Source organism: Thioclava nitratireducens (genome assembly GCF_001940525.2).
GTDB classification, from domain to species: Bacteria; Pseudomonadota; Alphaproteobacteria; order Rhodobacterales; family Rhodobacteraceae; genus Thioclava; species Thioclava nitratireducens.
Genome location: NZ_CP019437.1, coordinates 2025684 through 2040872 on the forward strand (window position 1 = coordinate 2025684; position 15189 = coordinate 2040872).

General features: G+C 64.2%; 14 protein-coding genes and 1 tRNA gene. 6 read left to right on the forward strand and 9 right to left on the reverse strand.

Going from position 1 to position 15189, the window contains the following annotated elements:
* Positions 1-21: 21 nt before the first annotated feature.
* From eno to BMG03_RS09755, 5 genes are all read right to left on the reverse strand, one after another.
* Entirely contained in the window at positions 22-1296 is a 1275-nt protein-coding gene (gene eno / locus BMG03_RS09735) for a phosphopyruvate hydratase (RefSeq protein ID WP_075776599.1), read from the reverse strand.
* 104 nt (positions 1297-1400) lie between these two features.
* Positions 1401-2297, reverse strand: coding sequence for a DMT family transporter (locus BMG03_RS09740; RefSeq protein WP_075776598.1), 897 nt, complete (start codon positions 2295-2297; stop codon positions 1401-1403).
* Between the two features lie 66 nt (positions 2298-2363).
* A complete protein-coding gene (locus BMG03_RS09745; protein WP_075776597.1) occupies positions 2364-3083 on the reverse strand; it encodes an endonuclease/exonuclease/phosphatase family protein in 720 nt (239 codons plus the stop codon).
* Between the two features lie 27 nt (positions 3084-3110).
* Positions 3111-4541: a protein adenylyltransferase SelO gene (locus tag BMG03_RS09750; protein WP_075776596.1), complete on the reverse strand. Its 1431-nt coding sequence runs from the start codon at positions 4539-4541 to the stop codon at positions 3111-3113.
* Positions 4542-4610: 69 nt separating this feature from the next.
* Positions 4611-5711 carry an AI-2E family transporter gene (locus tag BMG03_RS09755; protein WP_077701375.1) on the reverse strand — a complete coding sequence of 367 codons (1101 nt, stop codon included), beginning with the start codon at positions 5709-5711 and terminating at the stop codon, positions 4611-4613.
* A 179-nt stretch (positions 5712-5890) separates the two neighbouring features.
* Here BMG03_RS09755 and BMG03_RS09760 point away from each other — a divergent pair.
* The 4 genes from BMG03_RS09760 (at position 5891) to BMG03_RS09775 (ending at position 9749) form a co-directional block, all read left to right on the forward strand.
* Positions 5891-5980 (forward strand) — tRNA-Ser (locus BMG03_RS09760).
* Positions 5981-6572: 592 nt separating this feature from the next.
* Positions 6573-7157, forward strand: coding sequence for a hypothetical protein (locus BMG03_RS09765; RefSeq protein WP_075776595.1), 585 nt, complete (start codon positions 6573-6575; stop codon positions 7155-7157).
* Between the two features lie 79 nt (positions 7158-7236).
* Positions 7237-8457: a surface lipoprotein assembly modifier gene (locus tag BMG03_RS09770; protein ID WP_075776594.1), complete on the forward strand. Its 1221-nt coding sequence runs from the start codon at positions 7237-7239 to the stop codon at positions 8455-8457.
* Between the two features lie 200 nt (positions 8458-8657).
* Positions 8658-9749 carry a LuxR C-terminal-related transcriptional regulator gene (locus BMG03_RS09775; RefSeq protein ID WP_075776593.1) on the forward strand — a complete coding sequence of 364 codons (1092 nt, stop codon included), beginning with the start codon at positions 8658-8660 and terminating at the stop codon, positions 9747-9749.
* Between the two features lie 36 nt (positions 9750-9785).
* Here the strand turns inward: BMG03_RS09775 and BMG03_RS09780 are convergent, their stop codons facing one another.
* Positions 9786-10988 (reverse strand): aminopeptidase P family protein, encoded by a 1203-nt coding sequence (locus tag BMG03_RS09780; RefSeq protein WP_075776592.1) that lies wholly within the window; start codon positions 10986-10988, stop codon positions 9786-9788.
* A gap of 461 nt (positions 10989-11449) precedes the next feature.
* Here BMG03_RS09780 and aroQ point away from each other — a divergent pair, with 461 nt between their 5' ends.
* Positions 11450-11887, forward strand: a complete 438-nt coding sequence (aroQ, locus tag BMG03_RS09785) for a type II 3-dehydroquinate dehydratase (RefSeq protein ID WP_075776591.1) — start codon at positions 11450-11452, stop codon at positions 11885-11887.
* A gap of 161 nt (positions 11888-12048) precedes the next feature.
* Positions 12049-12648 carry a DUF2927 domain-containing protein gene (locus BMG03_RS09790; protein ID WP_075776590.1) on the forward strand — a complete coding sequence of 200 codons (600 nt, stop codon included), beginning with the start codon at positions 12049-12051 and terminating at the stop codon, positions 12646-12648.
* On the opposite strand, the gene BMG03_RS09795 is transcribed toward BMG03_RS09790, so the two are convergent.
* From BMG03_RS09795 to BMG03_RS09805, 3 genes are all read right to left on the reverse strand, one after another.
* Positions 12649-13386, reverse strand: a complete 738-nt coding sequence (locus BMG03_RS09795; RefSeq protein ID WP_075776589.1) for a sulfite exporter TauE/SafE family protein — start codon at positions 13384-13386, stop codon at positions 12649-12651.
* Positions 13387-13450: 64 nt separating this feature from the next.
* Positions 13451-14404, reverse strand: coding sequence for an aldo/keto reductase (locus BMG03_RS09800; RefSeq protein WP_075776588.1), 954 nt, complete (start codon positions 14402-14404; stop codon positions 13451-13453).
* Between the two features lie 19 nt (positions 14405-14423).
* Positions 14424-15134, reverse strand: a complete 711-nt coding sequence (locus BMG03_RS09805) for an SDR family oxidoreductase (RefSeq protein WP_075776587.1) — start codon at positions 15132-15134, stop codon at positions 14424-14426.
* Between the last annotated feature and the right edge of the window lie 55 nt (positions 15135-15189).

Below are 15189 nucleotides of genomic sequence, written 5' to 3' on the forward strand. Positions count from 1 at the left end.
GTGTCTCACGTCAAGACGCGCTTAGCGCAGGATCGAACGACCCGCATATTCCGCGGTCTCGCCCAGCGATTCCTCGATGCGGATCAGCTGGTTGTATTTCGCGAGCCGGTCCGAACGCGCCAGCGAGCCGGTCTTGATCTGACCGCAGTTGGTGGCGACCGCGAGATCGGCGATGGTCGCGTCCTCGGTCTCGCCCGAACGGTGGCTCATCACGTTGGTGTAGCCTGCGCGGTGCGCCATATCGACGGCCTGCAGGGTCTCGGTAAGGGTGCCGATCTGGTTGACCTTCACCAGCATCGAATTCGCGACGCCCTGCTTGATGCCATCGGCCAGACGCGTCGGATTGGTCACGAAGAGATCGTCGCCCACCAGCTGCACCTTGTCGCCCAGACGCTCGGTCAGGAGCTTCCAGCCTTCCCAATCGTCCTCGGCCATGCCGTCTTCGATCGAGATGATCGGATAGGCCCCCAGCAGCTTCTCGAGATAGTCGACATTCTCTTCCGAGGTCAGCGACAGGCCTTCGCCCTTCATCTCGTATTTGCCGTTCTTGTAATATTCGGTCGAGGCGCAATCCATCGCCAGGTAGATGTCCTCGCCCGGCTTGTAGCCCGCTTTCTCGATCGACTTGAGAATGATGTCGAGCGCGGCCGTGGTCGAGCTGAGTTCCGGGGCAAAACCGCCCTCATCGCCCAGACCCGTGGACATGCCGCTGGCCGAGAGCTCTTTCTTCAGCGTGTGGAATACTTCCGAGCCCATGCGCACCGCGTCGCGGATATTGCCCGCCGAGACCGGCATGATCATGAATTCCTGGATGTCGATCGGGTTGTCGGCATGCTCGCCGCCATTGATGATGTTCATCATCGGCACCGGCAGGACGCGGGCCGAGGTGCCGCCGACATAACGGTAAAGCGGCAGGGTCGAGAAATCCGCGGCCGCTTTCGCGCAGGCGAGCGAGACGCCGAGGATCGCGTTGGCGCCGAGGCGGCCCTTGTTCTCGGTGCCGTCGAGTTCGATCATCGCGCGGTCGATCTCGACCTGCTCGGTGACGTCCTCGCCGACGAGGTTCTCCGCGATCTCGCCGTTCACGGCCATTACCGCTTCCAGAACGCCTTTGCCCATGTAGCGGGCCTTGTCGCCGTCGCGGCGCTCGACCGCCTCATGCGCGCCGGTGGAGGCGCCCGACGGCACGGCCGCACGGCCCATCGTTCCGTCTTCGAGGATGACGTCGACTTCGACGGTGGGGTTGCCACGGCTGTCGAGAATCTCGCGGGCGTGGATGTCGATGATGGTGCTCATGGGGGCGCTCTCCTCGGGCTCCGGTTGATGCTTGGCTAGGTGCATACACCCGTGCTGCGCCTGCGAAAAGGCCGTAAGGGCAATTTCTGGAGGAAATGTTACCGCTAACGGCGACCTTCCCTGCGCAGTTTCGCCTGCCGCCACAGCGCATAGAGGCCCGAGCCCACAATCACCGCCCCGCCGATCAGCGTCCAGCGATCCGGGGGCTCGGCGAAGACGACGGTCGAAATCACGACGGCGAAGGCGAGACGCGAATAGCGAAACGGCATGATCACCGCGATTTCGCCCAGCCGCACCGAGGCGATCAGGGCGTAATAGCCCACCGGCCCGATCGCGAGCGCGCCGAGCAGGTAAAGCCAATCCATCGGTGCGGGTGTGACGACCGGCTCTGGCAGCACGGCCAGCAGCAGGAGCCCCAGCGGCAACACGCAGAAGAAGCCGAGTGTCGCCACCTGCAGCGAGGTCACGTCGCGCGGCACGCGCCGCGTGGTGACATCGCGCATCGACAGGCCGATGACCGCGCCGACCGCGAGAAGTGAGAGCATCGAGAATTCGTCCGTGCCGGGCCGGATCACGATCATCACGCCGAGAAACCCGATCAGGATCGCCGAAAGCCTGCGCCAGCCGACCCGTTCCTTCAGGAAGATCGCGGCGCCGAGCGTGGTCGCAAGCGGCGTCGCCTGATGGATCGCGGTGGCTTGGGCGAGCGGCGTGAAAGCCACGGCGGAGACGAAGAACCCGGTGCCGACGATCTCGCCGGCGTTGCGCAGCCAGAGCGCAGAGGAAAGCAGCGAGCGGGTGAAGATGCGCTCGCCTTTCAGCTTGGCGAGCACCGCGAAGATCGTCGCGCCGCCAAGCCCCACGGCGGCGAGAATTTGCCCCACCGGCCAGTCGCCCGCGAGCATCTTGATGAACATATCCTCGAGCGCGAACCCCGCCATCGCGAGGATCATCAGCATCGAGCCGCGCAGATTGTCGTTCTCGGTGGGTTCGGGTGTCATGGGGCGCTCCTGACCGGATGGTCAAGGCCCACCTAGCGCGCCTGTGATCGGCCTTCAAGCAGGGTGTCAGGCGCGGGGATGCGCCCGGGTGACGATACCGCCGATATCGGCCCAGATCGGCAGGTGATCCGAGGCCACGCGCGCCAGTGGCGTATCCAGCACACCCTTGCGCACCACGCGGATTCCCGGTGATGTCACGATCCGGTCGAGCCGGCCGATCGGGGCGCGCGAGGGGTAGGTCGCGCCCGGCGCATGGATGTGAAAGCCGGTCAGCGCTTCGAAGCCGTGGCGTTCGCGCCATTCGTTGAAATCGCCGATTGCGAGCGCCGGATGCGGCTTCACCCCGGCCATGATCTCGGCGATCCGGGTCCATTGTGCGCGCCGGTCGCTCCGCCGCAGCCCAAGATGCGCCGCAATGAGCAGGAAGGGCGCGCCGCTGTCGGGGGCGATGTTCACCGCGATGGCGCCGCGCGGCTCGAGACCGGGCAGGGTAACCGGCTCGATCCCCAGCACCCGGGAGCCACGCCGGACCAGCACGACCTGCCCATGCCAGCCCAGCGAGGCGGCTGTGGTGCGGGGCATGTCGTGGCGGATGAAATCGGTCTCTTCCTCGATCAGCGTCTGCGGCAGTGCCGCCGGCCGCTCGCCCATGCGCTTGTCGACTTCCTGCAAGGCGATCACATCGGCGTGCAGCGCATTGATGACGTTCACTATCCGCGCCGGGTCATGCTTGCGATCGGTCCCCACGCATTTGTGCAGATTGTAGGAAGCGATCCGAAGTGTCATTTTTCTGAGTGCCTTACAGGGTGATCTTCATGTCCCGCAGAAGGTCCGGAAGACCCGTTCGTCGGGCTTCGGGGCGTCTTCATACGAGGCGTAACGCGGATCTTCCGCATAGGGGTCCGCCAGCGCCTCCATAAGCCTGTGGAGCGGACCGTCATCACCATCGACCGCGGCCGCGATCATCTCCTCGACCCGGTGGTTGCGCGGAATGCGCAGCGGGTTCGCCATCTCCATGACGGCGCGCGGATCGTCTTCGCTCGCGATCCGCTTCTCCCATCCCTCGCGCCAGAGATCGAATGCCATCGGCTCTGTGAACTCTTGACCCGCCGTCTTAGGATCGCGCCGCAACGCGCTGAAGACACGCGTGAAATCGGCTTTTTCGGTCGCCATGCGGTTCAACAGGTCCTCGATGAGCGGCAGGTCTTCCTCGGTCGCCTCAGCGAGGCCGATCTTGCGGCCCATCAGCCGCAGCCATTCGCCCTGATAGACGCCGATGAAGCTGTCGACGGCGGCACTCGCCCGTTCGATCGCCGCATCGTCGTCGCCGATCAGCGGCATCAGGCAGGTCGCGAATTGCGCAAGGTTCCAGACCGCCACTTGCGGCTGGCGCGCATAGGCGTAGCGGCCCTGTTGGTCGATGGAGGAGAAGACCCGCCCCGGATGGTAATGGTCCATGAAGGCGCAGGGGCCATAGTCGATCGTCTCGCCCGACAGCGCCATGTTGTCGGTGTTCATCACGCCATGAATGAAGCCGAGCGCCATCCATTTCGCGACGAGCTCGCCCTGCTTCGCCGCTACCGCACGCAGGACTTCGAGCGGAGTCTCACATTCCGGATAATGTCTATCTATCAACGTGGTGAGGAGAGTTCTTAATCCATCGCGATCATTGCGCGCCGCGAAATACTGGAAGGTGCCGACGCGGATATGGCTGCGCGCGACGCGGGTCAGGATCGCCCCGGGACGCCCCGAGGCATCGCGCACAACGGTTTCGCCCGTCCGCACGGCGGCGAGCGCGCGCGTCGTCGGCACGCCAAGCTTCGCCATCGCTTCGCTCAGGACATATTCGCGCAACACCGGACCGAGCCACGCCCGCCCGTCAGAGCGGCCACGCGAAAACGCGGTGCGCCCGGCGCCTTTCAGTTGCAGATCGAAGCGCAGGCCATCGGGCGCGACCACTTCACCCAGCAGCACAGCACGCCCATCGCCCAGACGCGGCACGAAGCCACCGAACTGGTGACCCGCATAGGCCTGCGCGATCGGCTCCGCGCCCTCGGGCATCGTGTTGCCGGCCAGCATCTCGAGCCCTTGGGGGCCCTCCAGCCAATCGGCATCCAGGCCGAGACGGTCGGCAAGGTCGCGGTTCAGCAGCACCAGTTCCGGCGCTTTCACCGGTTGGGGCGGCTGACGCTCGAAGAACGTGTCGGGCAGGCGGGCATAGCTGTTGTCGAAGGGAATGGTCATGGCGTCTCCTTACCTCCCTATCTAAGCCTTGCGCCCTTCAATCCAATCCCCGTTGGCTGTCAGCGGCCTTCAATGTTCCATGTCCGGCAGACCTTCGCGCGACAGCAGCACCGCGAGCGGACGCAGACGCGGGCTTTGCGAACAGATGATCATCAGCGCCACCATGATCGGCACGGCGAGGAACATCCCCGGAAGCCCCCAGACCGCGCCCCAGAAGGCGAGCGAGATGATGATCCCGAAGCTCGACAGCCGCAGCGCATGGCCCATCAGCATCGGGTCGATCACGTTGCCGATCACGAATTGCAGGATGCCGACCGCGACGAGCACCGTGCCCGCCGTGTAGGGGTTCTGGGTCAGCACATAGACCGCGAGCGTCGCGATAACCGTCGCGATGATCGAGCCGATCGAGGGGATGAAGTTCAGTGCGAAGGTGATGATCGCGACCGGGAGCGCCAAGTCGAAGCCGCCCACGGTGAAGACGCCGTAGACCGCGATGGCCGTGACGGCGCTGACGATGGCTTTGACCAGCAGATAGTGGTTCACCCGGCGCATGATCGTGCCGACCATTCGCGCGATCCGCTCTGCGCTGGCGCGATCCCCCATCAGCGAGTTCAGCTTCGCGTCGAACCAGATACGCTCGGCGAACAGGAAGCCCACGAACAGAATGATCAGGATCGTGGCCGAAAGCAGGTTCGAGGCCTGACCCGCCAGGGTGGTCAGATACCCTGCGACCTGAATGCTCTGCATCGATTCCAGCACCGATTGCTCAACCTCGGGGCCCATCCAGCCGAAGAGTTGCGCGATCGCCTGCTGCGCGGGGCCCGCATAGTTCAGCACCATCGTCACGACGGTGTTCACCTGCGAGATCAGCACCGCGCTCAGCGTGAGCAGCCCGCCCGCGATCAGCGCCAGTGCCACCAGCGACGCCAGACGCGGCGGGATCGAGACCGGCCCGATCCGGAGCCGCCCGACCGCATTGATCGCCTCGGAGGTCAGCGAGAACAGGATGATCGCGATGGCCAGAGAGATCAGGATGAATTTCGCCTGCACCATCAGGAACAGCGCCAGCGCGAAGGCGATGATGCCGAGAAGCACGTTGGTGAGCGCGCGCGGCTCGAATGCGCGCCCATCGATCAGGGCGGGGCGGCCCTCATCGGGAGTGTCCTTCATCTTCATCATCTTCCTGTGCCTGCCCCTGACGGGGGCGTAACCTGATTTTCTTATGCTAGGAGCCACCGGGCAGGCGCGCAAGCGCCGAACCCGCGTGTTTTCAGGGCTTTTTAATGTCCTTCGCATTATTCCGGATCGGCTCTTGCATCCCTCCCGGATTTGCGGATAAACCCGCCGGCGGAGCGGTGGCCGAGTGGTCGAAGGCGCACGCCTGGAAAGTGTGTAGGCGGGAAACCGTCTCGAGGGTTCGAATCCCTTCCGCTCCGCCATTACCCCCTTTCAAGCCCCTGTTTTCAAGCGCCTAGCGAGGCTTTGCGCCGCAGTTTACGCTGCGCCGCGCGAGCCCGATCCCTCGCTTCGCGGGGGCCAGCGTCGACTCGCGCGTCATGGACGGGCGGGACGATGTTTGTGGTGAACGCTTCGCTGCAGAAGGCGCTGCAGTTCTGCTGATCCAGTTGGCGGGACTTGATTCAGCGGTCGGGACGGAGCCGATGACGTTTTTCCTGGCCAGCCATTGTCGGTGCATTCGAAGCGCGCCTTTCGCCGATGGCCCGTTGCGTTCTTTGCAATGCGCTCCGATCCGTCCCGTGCGCTGTGCGCAGTTTGTTCCGGGCGATGCCGGACATGGTCGAATGTCTCGAAACGCCGCGCCGTCCCGTTCCTTCATCTCCGAGAAACCAAGGTTTACGCAGGTTTGCACGTTTTCGTGATTTCGGGACTGCGGAGGGCGCTCGGGCGCCAATTTCGCAGAACCCTATAAGTTCTCATAGGTTGCGAGCTTTCGGTGCCGTGACATGAAATGCGCGTGATCGGTTCGTGTGCTTGGGCCGTGACAAAACACCAAAAAATCGGGGTATTCTCATGACATTCAAACTCGCGCTCGCGGCGTCAGCCGCCTGTCTTGCGCTGGCTGCCTGCAACAGCAGCAACGGGTCTTCCGGGGCCTTGACCTCGGCAGAGGCCCAAAACGTCGATGCAACCTATTCCGACTACGCGGACAGGATCGGTACGGGCGACCTGAAGACGACCGCGCCGACGGGGCAGGCGTCGATGTCGGGCTTTATGGGCGTCAGCAACGTCAATCCCGACGACCCGACCACGACCGTGATGGGGGAACTGGCGATGGATGTCGATTTTGGCGCGGGAACGCTGACCGGCAAGGGAACGAACTTCGGCATCTACAGCGGCGACGTCCTGACGAAAGAAGCCAATGTGACGGGCTCGCTCGACGTTGCGGGCACGGTTTCCGGCTCGACCATGGTCGCGACCGCGACGGGCACGATGTCGGATGGCAGCTCTCCGGGCGCAGATTTCGCTCTGGATATGAACGGCAGCTTCTATGACGACGGGGGGACGCTCACCGCCGTGGGTGACGTCTCCGGCACGTTGACCGACGGCACTGATGTCCGCAACGTCGACGGCAATTATTACGCCACCGAGAATTGAGGCGGGGCTTTTCCTGCACAGGCCGGGCGTTCTGCGCCCGGTCTCTTTCCGTCTCGCCGAGAGGCAAACGACAAGCGCGATGCGATACCGTTCTTCCTTCCTCCTGATCTGGCTCGCCTTCGCGCTTGTCACCTCCACGCTCTTGCCGACGCGTAGCTTCGCCGAACAGACGGTTTCGGATTGGTTCGGCGTGGCGAATGCGCAGCTCGCGCAGGGCAAACCGGGGCGGGCGCTGCTGATTTTCGGCGAAATCGCGTCGCGCCATCCGGAATTTTCTCCGGCGCAGGCCGGGTTGGAGCAAAGCTTCAGGAAACTTGGCTCCGTGCGCCGCAACGAGGCGTTCCTGCGTTACGCGCTCGCCAAGGATCCAAAGCACGAAGACGCGCTTCTCGCGGCGTGGCAGGCGCTCGATCGCGCGCATCCGCTGCGCTTCTCCGCCACCGCCTCGATCCTGCCGAGCAGCAATGTCGATCATGTCGCCTCGGAGCGTTACCTCGTGACAGATTTCGGGACCTTCCTGATCAAAGATGGCGGCAACGAGACCTCCGGCGTGGGGCTCGGCTATGGCGCCAATCTCGACTGGTTCCTTCAGCCGCGCCCGGGTCATCGCATCCGGTTTCGCGCCTCTTATGCGGGGGCGTGGTACCACACTGCGACATTGCGTTATTCCGAGCCCGGCCTTGCGGTGCAATATGAGCATCTCGGCCGTCGCGGGCCCTGGTCGGTCGAGGCGTTCGTCCGCGACAGGCGCTATGGCGGCGGGTCGCAAGACATCACGTCGGACAATCTCACGCGCGGAGTCCGGTTCGCGAAGGCGTGGCGGTCCGTGGCGGACGGGCGCACGGTTTTCCGGCTGGGCGGCGAATATGCCAGCTATGGCGAGAAGTCCTACCTGAGCGGGCCGAGATATTACGTCGATCTCGCACGCCGGACGCGGGTGGGGCGGCGCGGTGCCCTGAGCTATGGCCTGAGGCTGGAGCGCGCCGTGCCCCGGACGGACTATCACCGCTATTCCGGCGCCGAATTGCGCGTGGGTTTCGAGCGCCCCTTGATCGCGGGCGTACGGGGCGGGCTGTCGCTCAGCTATGGTGAGCGCCGCTATGATGCCGCCTTTCCGATCGTTGGCGTGCATCGCCGCGACCGGGCGGCAAGCCTCGGTCTGAGCCTGGAGTTGAAGCGGGTGAAAATCCTCGGTCAAACACCCAGAATTTCTTGCACGGCGCGGCGCACCCGGTCGAATGTCGCGCTCTACACGACGAACTCGGTCGATTGCGCTTTTTCCCTCAAGCTTGATTTTTGAGGAAGAGTCGGTGCTTTATGTCAAAAAACATAATCGGTGAGCATTTCAGCTTCGTCGCAGTCGGGTGCAGGCTCGACGGTCCGATTGGCGGTTGTTTGAAAAGTTTGGGGGGCCAATGCCGGGTTCGTTTCTGCGCGTCGTTTTTCAAGAAACGCACATCATGTCACCAATGGTCCGCCCGCGACGACTGACCTGATCCGATGTCACATCTCATATCGCATCACGAGATCTACGACGCCGCGCTTGACGACGAGTTGTTCACGTTGCTGCCCAGCATGATGGCGCGGGAGATCGACATTCCCTCCGCGGTCTTCATCTGGCTCCATCCCGGCGACTATCGCGAAATTACCGCCGGAACCCAGGCGGAGGCCAATCTCGACTACAATTCCTTCGAGGGGCACGACCCATGGTTGGCCCATGGCACGCCGGAGAAGTGTGGAACAGGGCTGTTTCGTTTGTCGGACCACGTGAGCGCGCAGGAGTTCGAACACAGCGAAATGTATAACGATTTCATCGTGAAGAACGGTGTCGATCGCTACTGGTGTCTCGCGATGATGCAGAGCACCCGCGACGGTTTGGTCGCCACGGCGTTCCACAAGGGCAAGCGCGGGGGGGATTTCACCGACCCCGAGATGAAGACTCTCGGCGCGCATGTCCAGGATCTGGGGCGGCTGCACAAGATCCGTCGGGAGCTTCATCGCGCCAGTATCCAGCAGGTCACCGCGTCTGATAACAGCCTGCTCGACGACGCGCCGATTTTAGAGCTCGACCACGAGGGCCGCCTTGTGCGGATGAACGGGATGGCGGAGACGCTGATAGAAATCCACCCGCTTCTCGTGCTGAATTTCCAGCGTGTGCTGCGGGCGCGCGGGGCGGCGCAACCTGCCTTGCGCCGCGCGATCGGACGGGCGACCGATGCTGGCAAAAGCGCGGCGGGCTCGCTCGATCTGCCGCAGATGCGTGGGGCGGACGGGCGGATCATTCCGAGGCTGCGACTGAACCTTCTGCCGCGCACAGATGGCGGGCGCCGGGTCCTCGTCATCGTCACGAGCGAGGAAGAGACAGCCCTTCGCGATCTGGTGGATGCACCGCGCGACAGGATTCACCTTACCCCGCGCGAGCGCGATGTCCTGCACGGGATGATCCGCGGCCGCAGGCGCGATCAGCTGGCCCATGACCTCGATCTGGCCATGCCGACAATCGATATGCACAGCGCCAACCTGCGCCGCAAACTCGGCGCCCGGACGATCGCCGAAGCCGTGGCGATCGCATTGCGCTTCGGGCTTTTGTAGCGCGCGGGCAGCCGGGCCGCCCACGTGCCGGTCACATCATCCCACCACGTTGAACTCCGGCCCGTAGGGGTAGCCTGTGATGTCCTCGTTGCCGTTCTCGGTGATCACGAGGATGTCGTGCTCACGATAGCCGCCCGCGCCCGGCTGGCCCTCGGGGATCGTCAGCATCGGCTCCATCGAGATCACCATTCCAGGCTCCAGCACCGTGGCGATATCCTCGCGCAACTCCAGCCCCGCTTCGCGCCCGTAGTAATGCGACAGCACCCCGAAGCTATGGCCATAGCCGAAGGTGCGGTATTGCAGCAGGTCGCGCTCGGCGAAGAAGGCATTGATATTCTCGGTCACCTCGGCGCAACTCGCCCCGGGTTTCAGAAGGCTCATCCCGTATTCATGGGCGGCGACATTCGCCTCCCAGATCGCGCGCGAGGCGTCGTCAACTTCGCCCACGAACAGCGTGAGCTCTAGCGCCGTGTAATAGCCTGAAATCATGGGGAAGGTGTTGAGCGACAGGATGTCGCCGCGCTGCAAAATGCGCCCCGTCACCGGGTTATGCGCGCCGTCGGTGTTGATGCCCGACTGGAACCAGACCCAGGTGTCGCGATACTCGGCGTCGGGAAATCGCCTGGCGATTTCCAACTCCATCGCGTCGCGGCCCGCCATCGCCACGTCGATCTCGCGCACGCCTTCGCGGATCGTCTCGCGGATAGCATAGCCACCCACGTCCGCGACCGCGGCCCCTTGCCGGATCAGGGCGATCTCGGCGGGCGATTTGTGCATCCGTTGCCGCATCGTGGCGGGGGCGATGTCGCGGGTCTCGGTCGGCTCGAGGAAATCCTGCAGAAGCGCCGCCTGCGCCAGCGTCAGGTGATCGGAATCGATGCCCAGCACGCGGCGTTTGCCGGTGACGGAGGCGATCGCGCGCCAGTAATTGTTCCGCGCCCAGTCGGTATAGGTGATATTGTCGCCATGGCCGCGCCGCCACGGTTGCGCGGCATCGATCCCCGCCGAGATCGTCACGCTGTCGCTTGGCGTCACGACCAGCGCGTAGGGCCGCCCAAAGGCGCAGTATAGAAAGCCCGAGTAATAGGCGATGTTATGCATCGAAGTGAACAGGCAGGCATCAATGCCCGCTTGGCTCATCGCCGCGCGGAGACCCGCGAGCCGCGCCTCGTATTCGCTGGCAGCGAAGGGCAGGATGCGCTCGCCTTGGTGAAATCGGTAAAAAGCAGGACGGTCCATCGGCACTCTTCCTTATCAGAGGCCGCAACGCGCCGAGGGACGATCTTCCCCCGTCGCGCGCTGCGACAAAGCAAGATCCCGGCGTACAGGACGGGTGATCGGGCGGGCGCGCAACGCGCTGGCGACGCCATCGCCTTCAGCCGTCGCCGACAGAGTGGGCGAAAACGGCCCCGCTGCCAAGTCCTTGGCGGCCGCTACGTGCGATTTGTTTTCGCACACTGGCCGGGGGCGGAGAGGCCATCGCATTGGTCGCGCGGCATCCGCCGCTGCAACTGTTCAGCGAGGCCGAGGCGGGGATCTAGGATGCGCTTGCGGATGTCGTGGTGTCAGCGACCGCTCGCCGCCGCAACCGATCACGCCCTTTTGCTGGACGGAGGGCCGCGCAAGGCACTATAGCTTGGGGAAATTGATCCGCGCGAGGGGCAGGGCGCGCCTGCCTCACGCGCCACTCGGAGCGCAGAATGTCGAAGACAATCCATATCCTCAACGGCCCGAACCTGAACCTTCTGGGCAAGCGCCAGCCCGAGATCTACGGCTCGGACACGCTCGGGGACGTGGAGCGGATTTGCCGCGAGGAGGCGCAGCCCCGCGGCTTCGATGTCGCGCTGTTCCAGTCGAATTTCGAGGGCGAAATCGTCGAGCAGATTCACCATGCGCGCGACGAGGCCTGCGCCATCGTGATCAATGCGGGGGCCTACACCCACACTTCCGTCGCGATCCTCGACGCGCTAAACACTTTCGAAGGCCCGGTCTTCGAAGTGCATATTTCCAATGTTCACAAGCGGGAAAGCTTCCGCCATCATTCCTACATCTCGCAACGGGCGGAGGGGGTTCTGGCAGGCTTCGGGATCGAGGGTTACGCGCTCGCAACCCGCCGCGCCTGTTCGGTTCTGAGTTAAGAGGGGACTTTAAGATCGGTCTGCAAGCGTTTGAGAAAAGACTTAGAATTGCGTTCGGGCTGATCCTGGGCGCGACCTGCCTCGCACTTGCACTCAACCTTGCGGCCCCCGCCTGGGCGAGCGACACCGGCGCCGACCGGAACATCGCCAATTCCGGCAAGATGAGCGACCGCGACTTCTATCGCGCGATGGCCTGCGCCGCGCGGCCTGGGGGCGCCTGCACCTTGCCCTACCGACGCTGGGCGGCCAGCAAATGCCGCGATCTGACGGTCGGCCTCGCCTTCCGCTCACAGCATTTTCCAGCCAAGCGCGCCCATGCCATCGAACAGGCCGCCCGTGCCGCGATCGCGCAGATCAACAAGACCGGCGCTGCGTTGCACCTTAGCTATGCCGGGGCGCGTCCCGCCGATATCAAGCTCTACCTGACCGACACGCCCGTGGGCGGCACGGTGCGCGGCACACCATCGATGCGGCTCAATGGCCGGCGACTGGGACCGGGCACGGTCGCGAAGGTGACCTTCTACTGGCAGACCAACACGGGCCGGATCATGGATGCCGATATCGCCTTCAGCCGGGACATCCAGATGCGCGATATCCGCTCGGTCGTGCTGGAAGAGATCGTGCAATCGCTCGGTTTCTCGACCGATCTGGAAGATCCGTATTACACCCAAAGCTCGATTTTCTCGGAGGACGGGAATTCGGTCACGCGGCTGATCGGGCAGGACGCGATGGCGCTGCGCAGCCATTACCCGCCGCGCTGATCACATCACCTGCGTCGCGCCGCGGATCAGTAGCAGGACCGACAGCACCGCCAGCATGATCTGGATAACCCGCATGTAGAGTTGCTGCGACAGCCGAGCGGTCAGCCAACGCCCCGCAACGGTTCCTGCGATCCCCGCCACGGCCAGCCCCGCGACAAGGGGCCAGTTCAGCCCGTCGAGCTGACCGATCACCCAATAGGCGGGCAGTTTCACGATATTTCCGATGGCGAAGGCGATGGCGATTGTGCCCGCGAATTCCAGCTTGGGCAGCTTCTGCGGCAGCAGGTAGGCCTGCGCAGGCGGCGAGCCGGAATGGGTGATGAAGCTCGCGATCCCGGTCAGCGTCCCCCAGAACAGCCCCGGGATCACCTTGGCCTCGGCCTGGCTGTCGTCATGCCGTTTCAGCCAGGCGCGTCCGACATGCCATATCCCGATCAGCCCGGTGAAGATGAGCAACGCCCATTCCGGCGTGTAGGGCGTGATCACGGTCGCGATGGCGACGCCGGCAAGCATCGCGGGCACGAGAATGAACAGGTTCCGCCTGGAAAAATGGTGACGGTAGAGCCAGACGCCCACCCAGTCGGTCACGATATAGACCGGCAGTAGCGTGGCCGCCGCCTTCACCGGGTTCATGAACAGCGCGAGCATTGGCACCGCGATGGCCGCAGCGGACGACAGCCCTCCCTTCGACATGCCGACGACCAGCGCCGCGACGATCAGCAAAACGGTTTCATACATGTGAACGGCGTCCGGGCAGGAGGGGAGAAGCGGGCGGCCCGGCGGGCCACCCGAAAGAAGGCGATCAGGCGCCCGCGTCTGTGAGGCGGCGCATCTCTTCGTCGCTGAGCGTCATCTCCGCGGCCTTCGCGAAGCTTTCCACCTGCTCGATGCTGGTAGCGCTGGCGATCGGGGCGCTGACGCCCTCCCGGTTGATCAGCCAGGCGATGGCCACCTCGGCGGGTTTCGCGCCTTTCTGGCTCGCCACGTCTTCGAGCACGTCGAGAAGCGCCATGCCACGATCGGTGAGGTATTTCTCGACCATCCCGCCGCGCTTGCGGCCTTCCAGATCGGCTTTCGAGCGATACTTGCCCGACAGGAACCCGGCGGCGAGCGAGAAATAGGTGACCACCCCGATAGTCTCGCTCACACAGAGATCGCGCAACGGCCCGTCGAAAGCCTCGCGGTCATAAAGGTTATATTCCGGCTGGATCACCTGATAGCGCGGCAGCCCCTCGCTATCGGCAGTCTCCAGCGCCGCTTTCAGCATGGCGGCATCGTAATTCGACGCTCCGATCGCGCCGATCTTGCCCGCTTTGAGAAGCTTGTCATAGGCGCCCAGCGTCTCGGCATGGCTCACGCTGTCATCGGGCCAATGCGAGAAATAGAGATCGACGTGATCGGTGCGCAGCCGCGCCAGCGACCGGTCGATGGCCTTGGATATCCACTCCGCGCCGAGGCCTTTCTCGCCCGGGCCGCCCATATCCGAGCCGACCTTGGTGAACAGCTTCACCTTGTCGCGCATTCCGGGGCGTGCGTCGAACCAGCGGCCAAGAACCGTCTCGGACTCGCCGCCCGCATTGCCCTCGGCCCATTTCGAATAGACATCGGCGGTGTCGATCGCGTCGAAGCCGTGGTCGATGAAAGCGTCGAGAATGCGGAAGCTTGCGACCTCGTCGAGCGTCCAGCCGAAGACATTGCCGCCGAAGACGATGGGGGCGATCTCGAAGCCGGTCGTTCCGAGAGCTGTGCGTTTCATGGGAGGTCCTTTCGCTTGCTCAGACCAGCAGCCCACCACCTTCGACGAAGACGGTGGTGCCGGTCATGTAAGGGTTGTCCATCAGGGCGAGCGCCTGAATCGCGATATGTTCGGGCAGGCCCACGCGACCCGCAGGAAGGTGGTCCGCGGCATTGTCGAACATCGCGCGGCGGCTGTCGCCTTCAAGGGTCTCGTACATCTCGGTTTTCACCAGCCCGGGAGAGATGCAGTTAACCCGCACCGGCGCGAATTCCAGCGCGAGGCCACGGGTCAGCCCCTCGAGGCCGGCATTGATCGCGCCCTGGATCGCCGCGCCCGCCTTAGGCCGCTGCGACAGAAAGCCCGAGGTGAAGGTGAGCGAGCCGCCGTGGCCGATCTTCGCCGCACGAGCGAGCCGATAAGCGCCCCAGAACTTCGACTCGAACGAGGCCTGCGCGTCCTCCAGCGGCAACTCCTTCACCGCCGCGACCTTGGTGCTGGCTGCCGAGCAGTAGACATGTTCCCACGCTTCGCGCTCCGCGAAAAACGCCTCCAGCGCGGCGGCGTCGCCGGTATCGAGCGTGACGCCCGAGACGTTGCCGCCCAGCCGTTTGCAGGCATCCTCGATCTTCTGAGCCGAGCGTGAGGCGATGGTCACCTGCGCGCCGCGCGCGAGCGCCGCCTGCGCCACGCCGAAGCCGATGCCGGACGAACCGCCGACGACGAGAATGCGGTTGTCTTTCAAACTCATGACGATGGTCTCCTCCTGTCGGGCCCGCGGTGAGGGCGGGGCGGTCTGCGCTTCA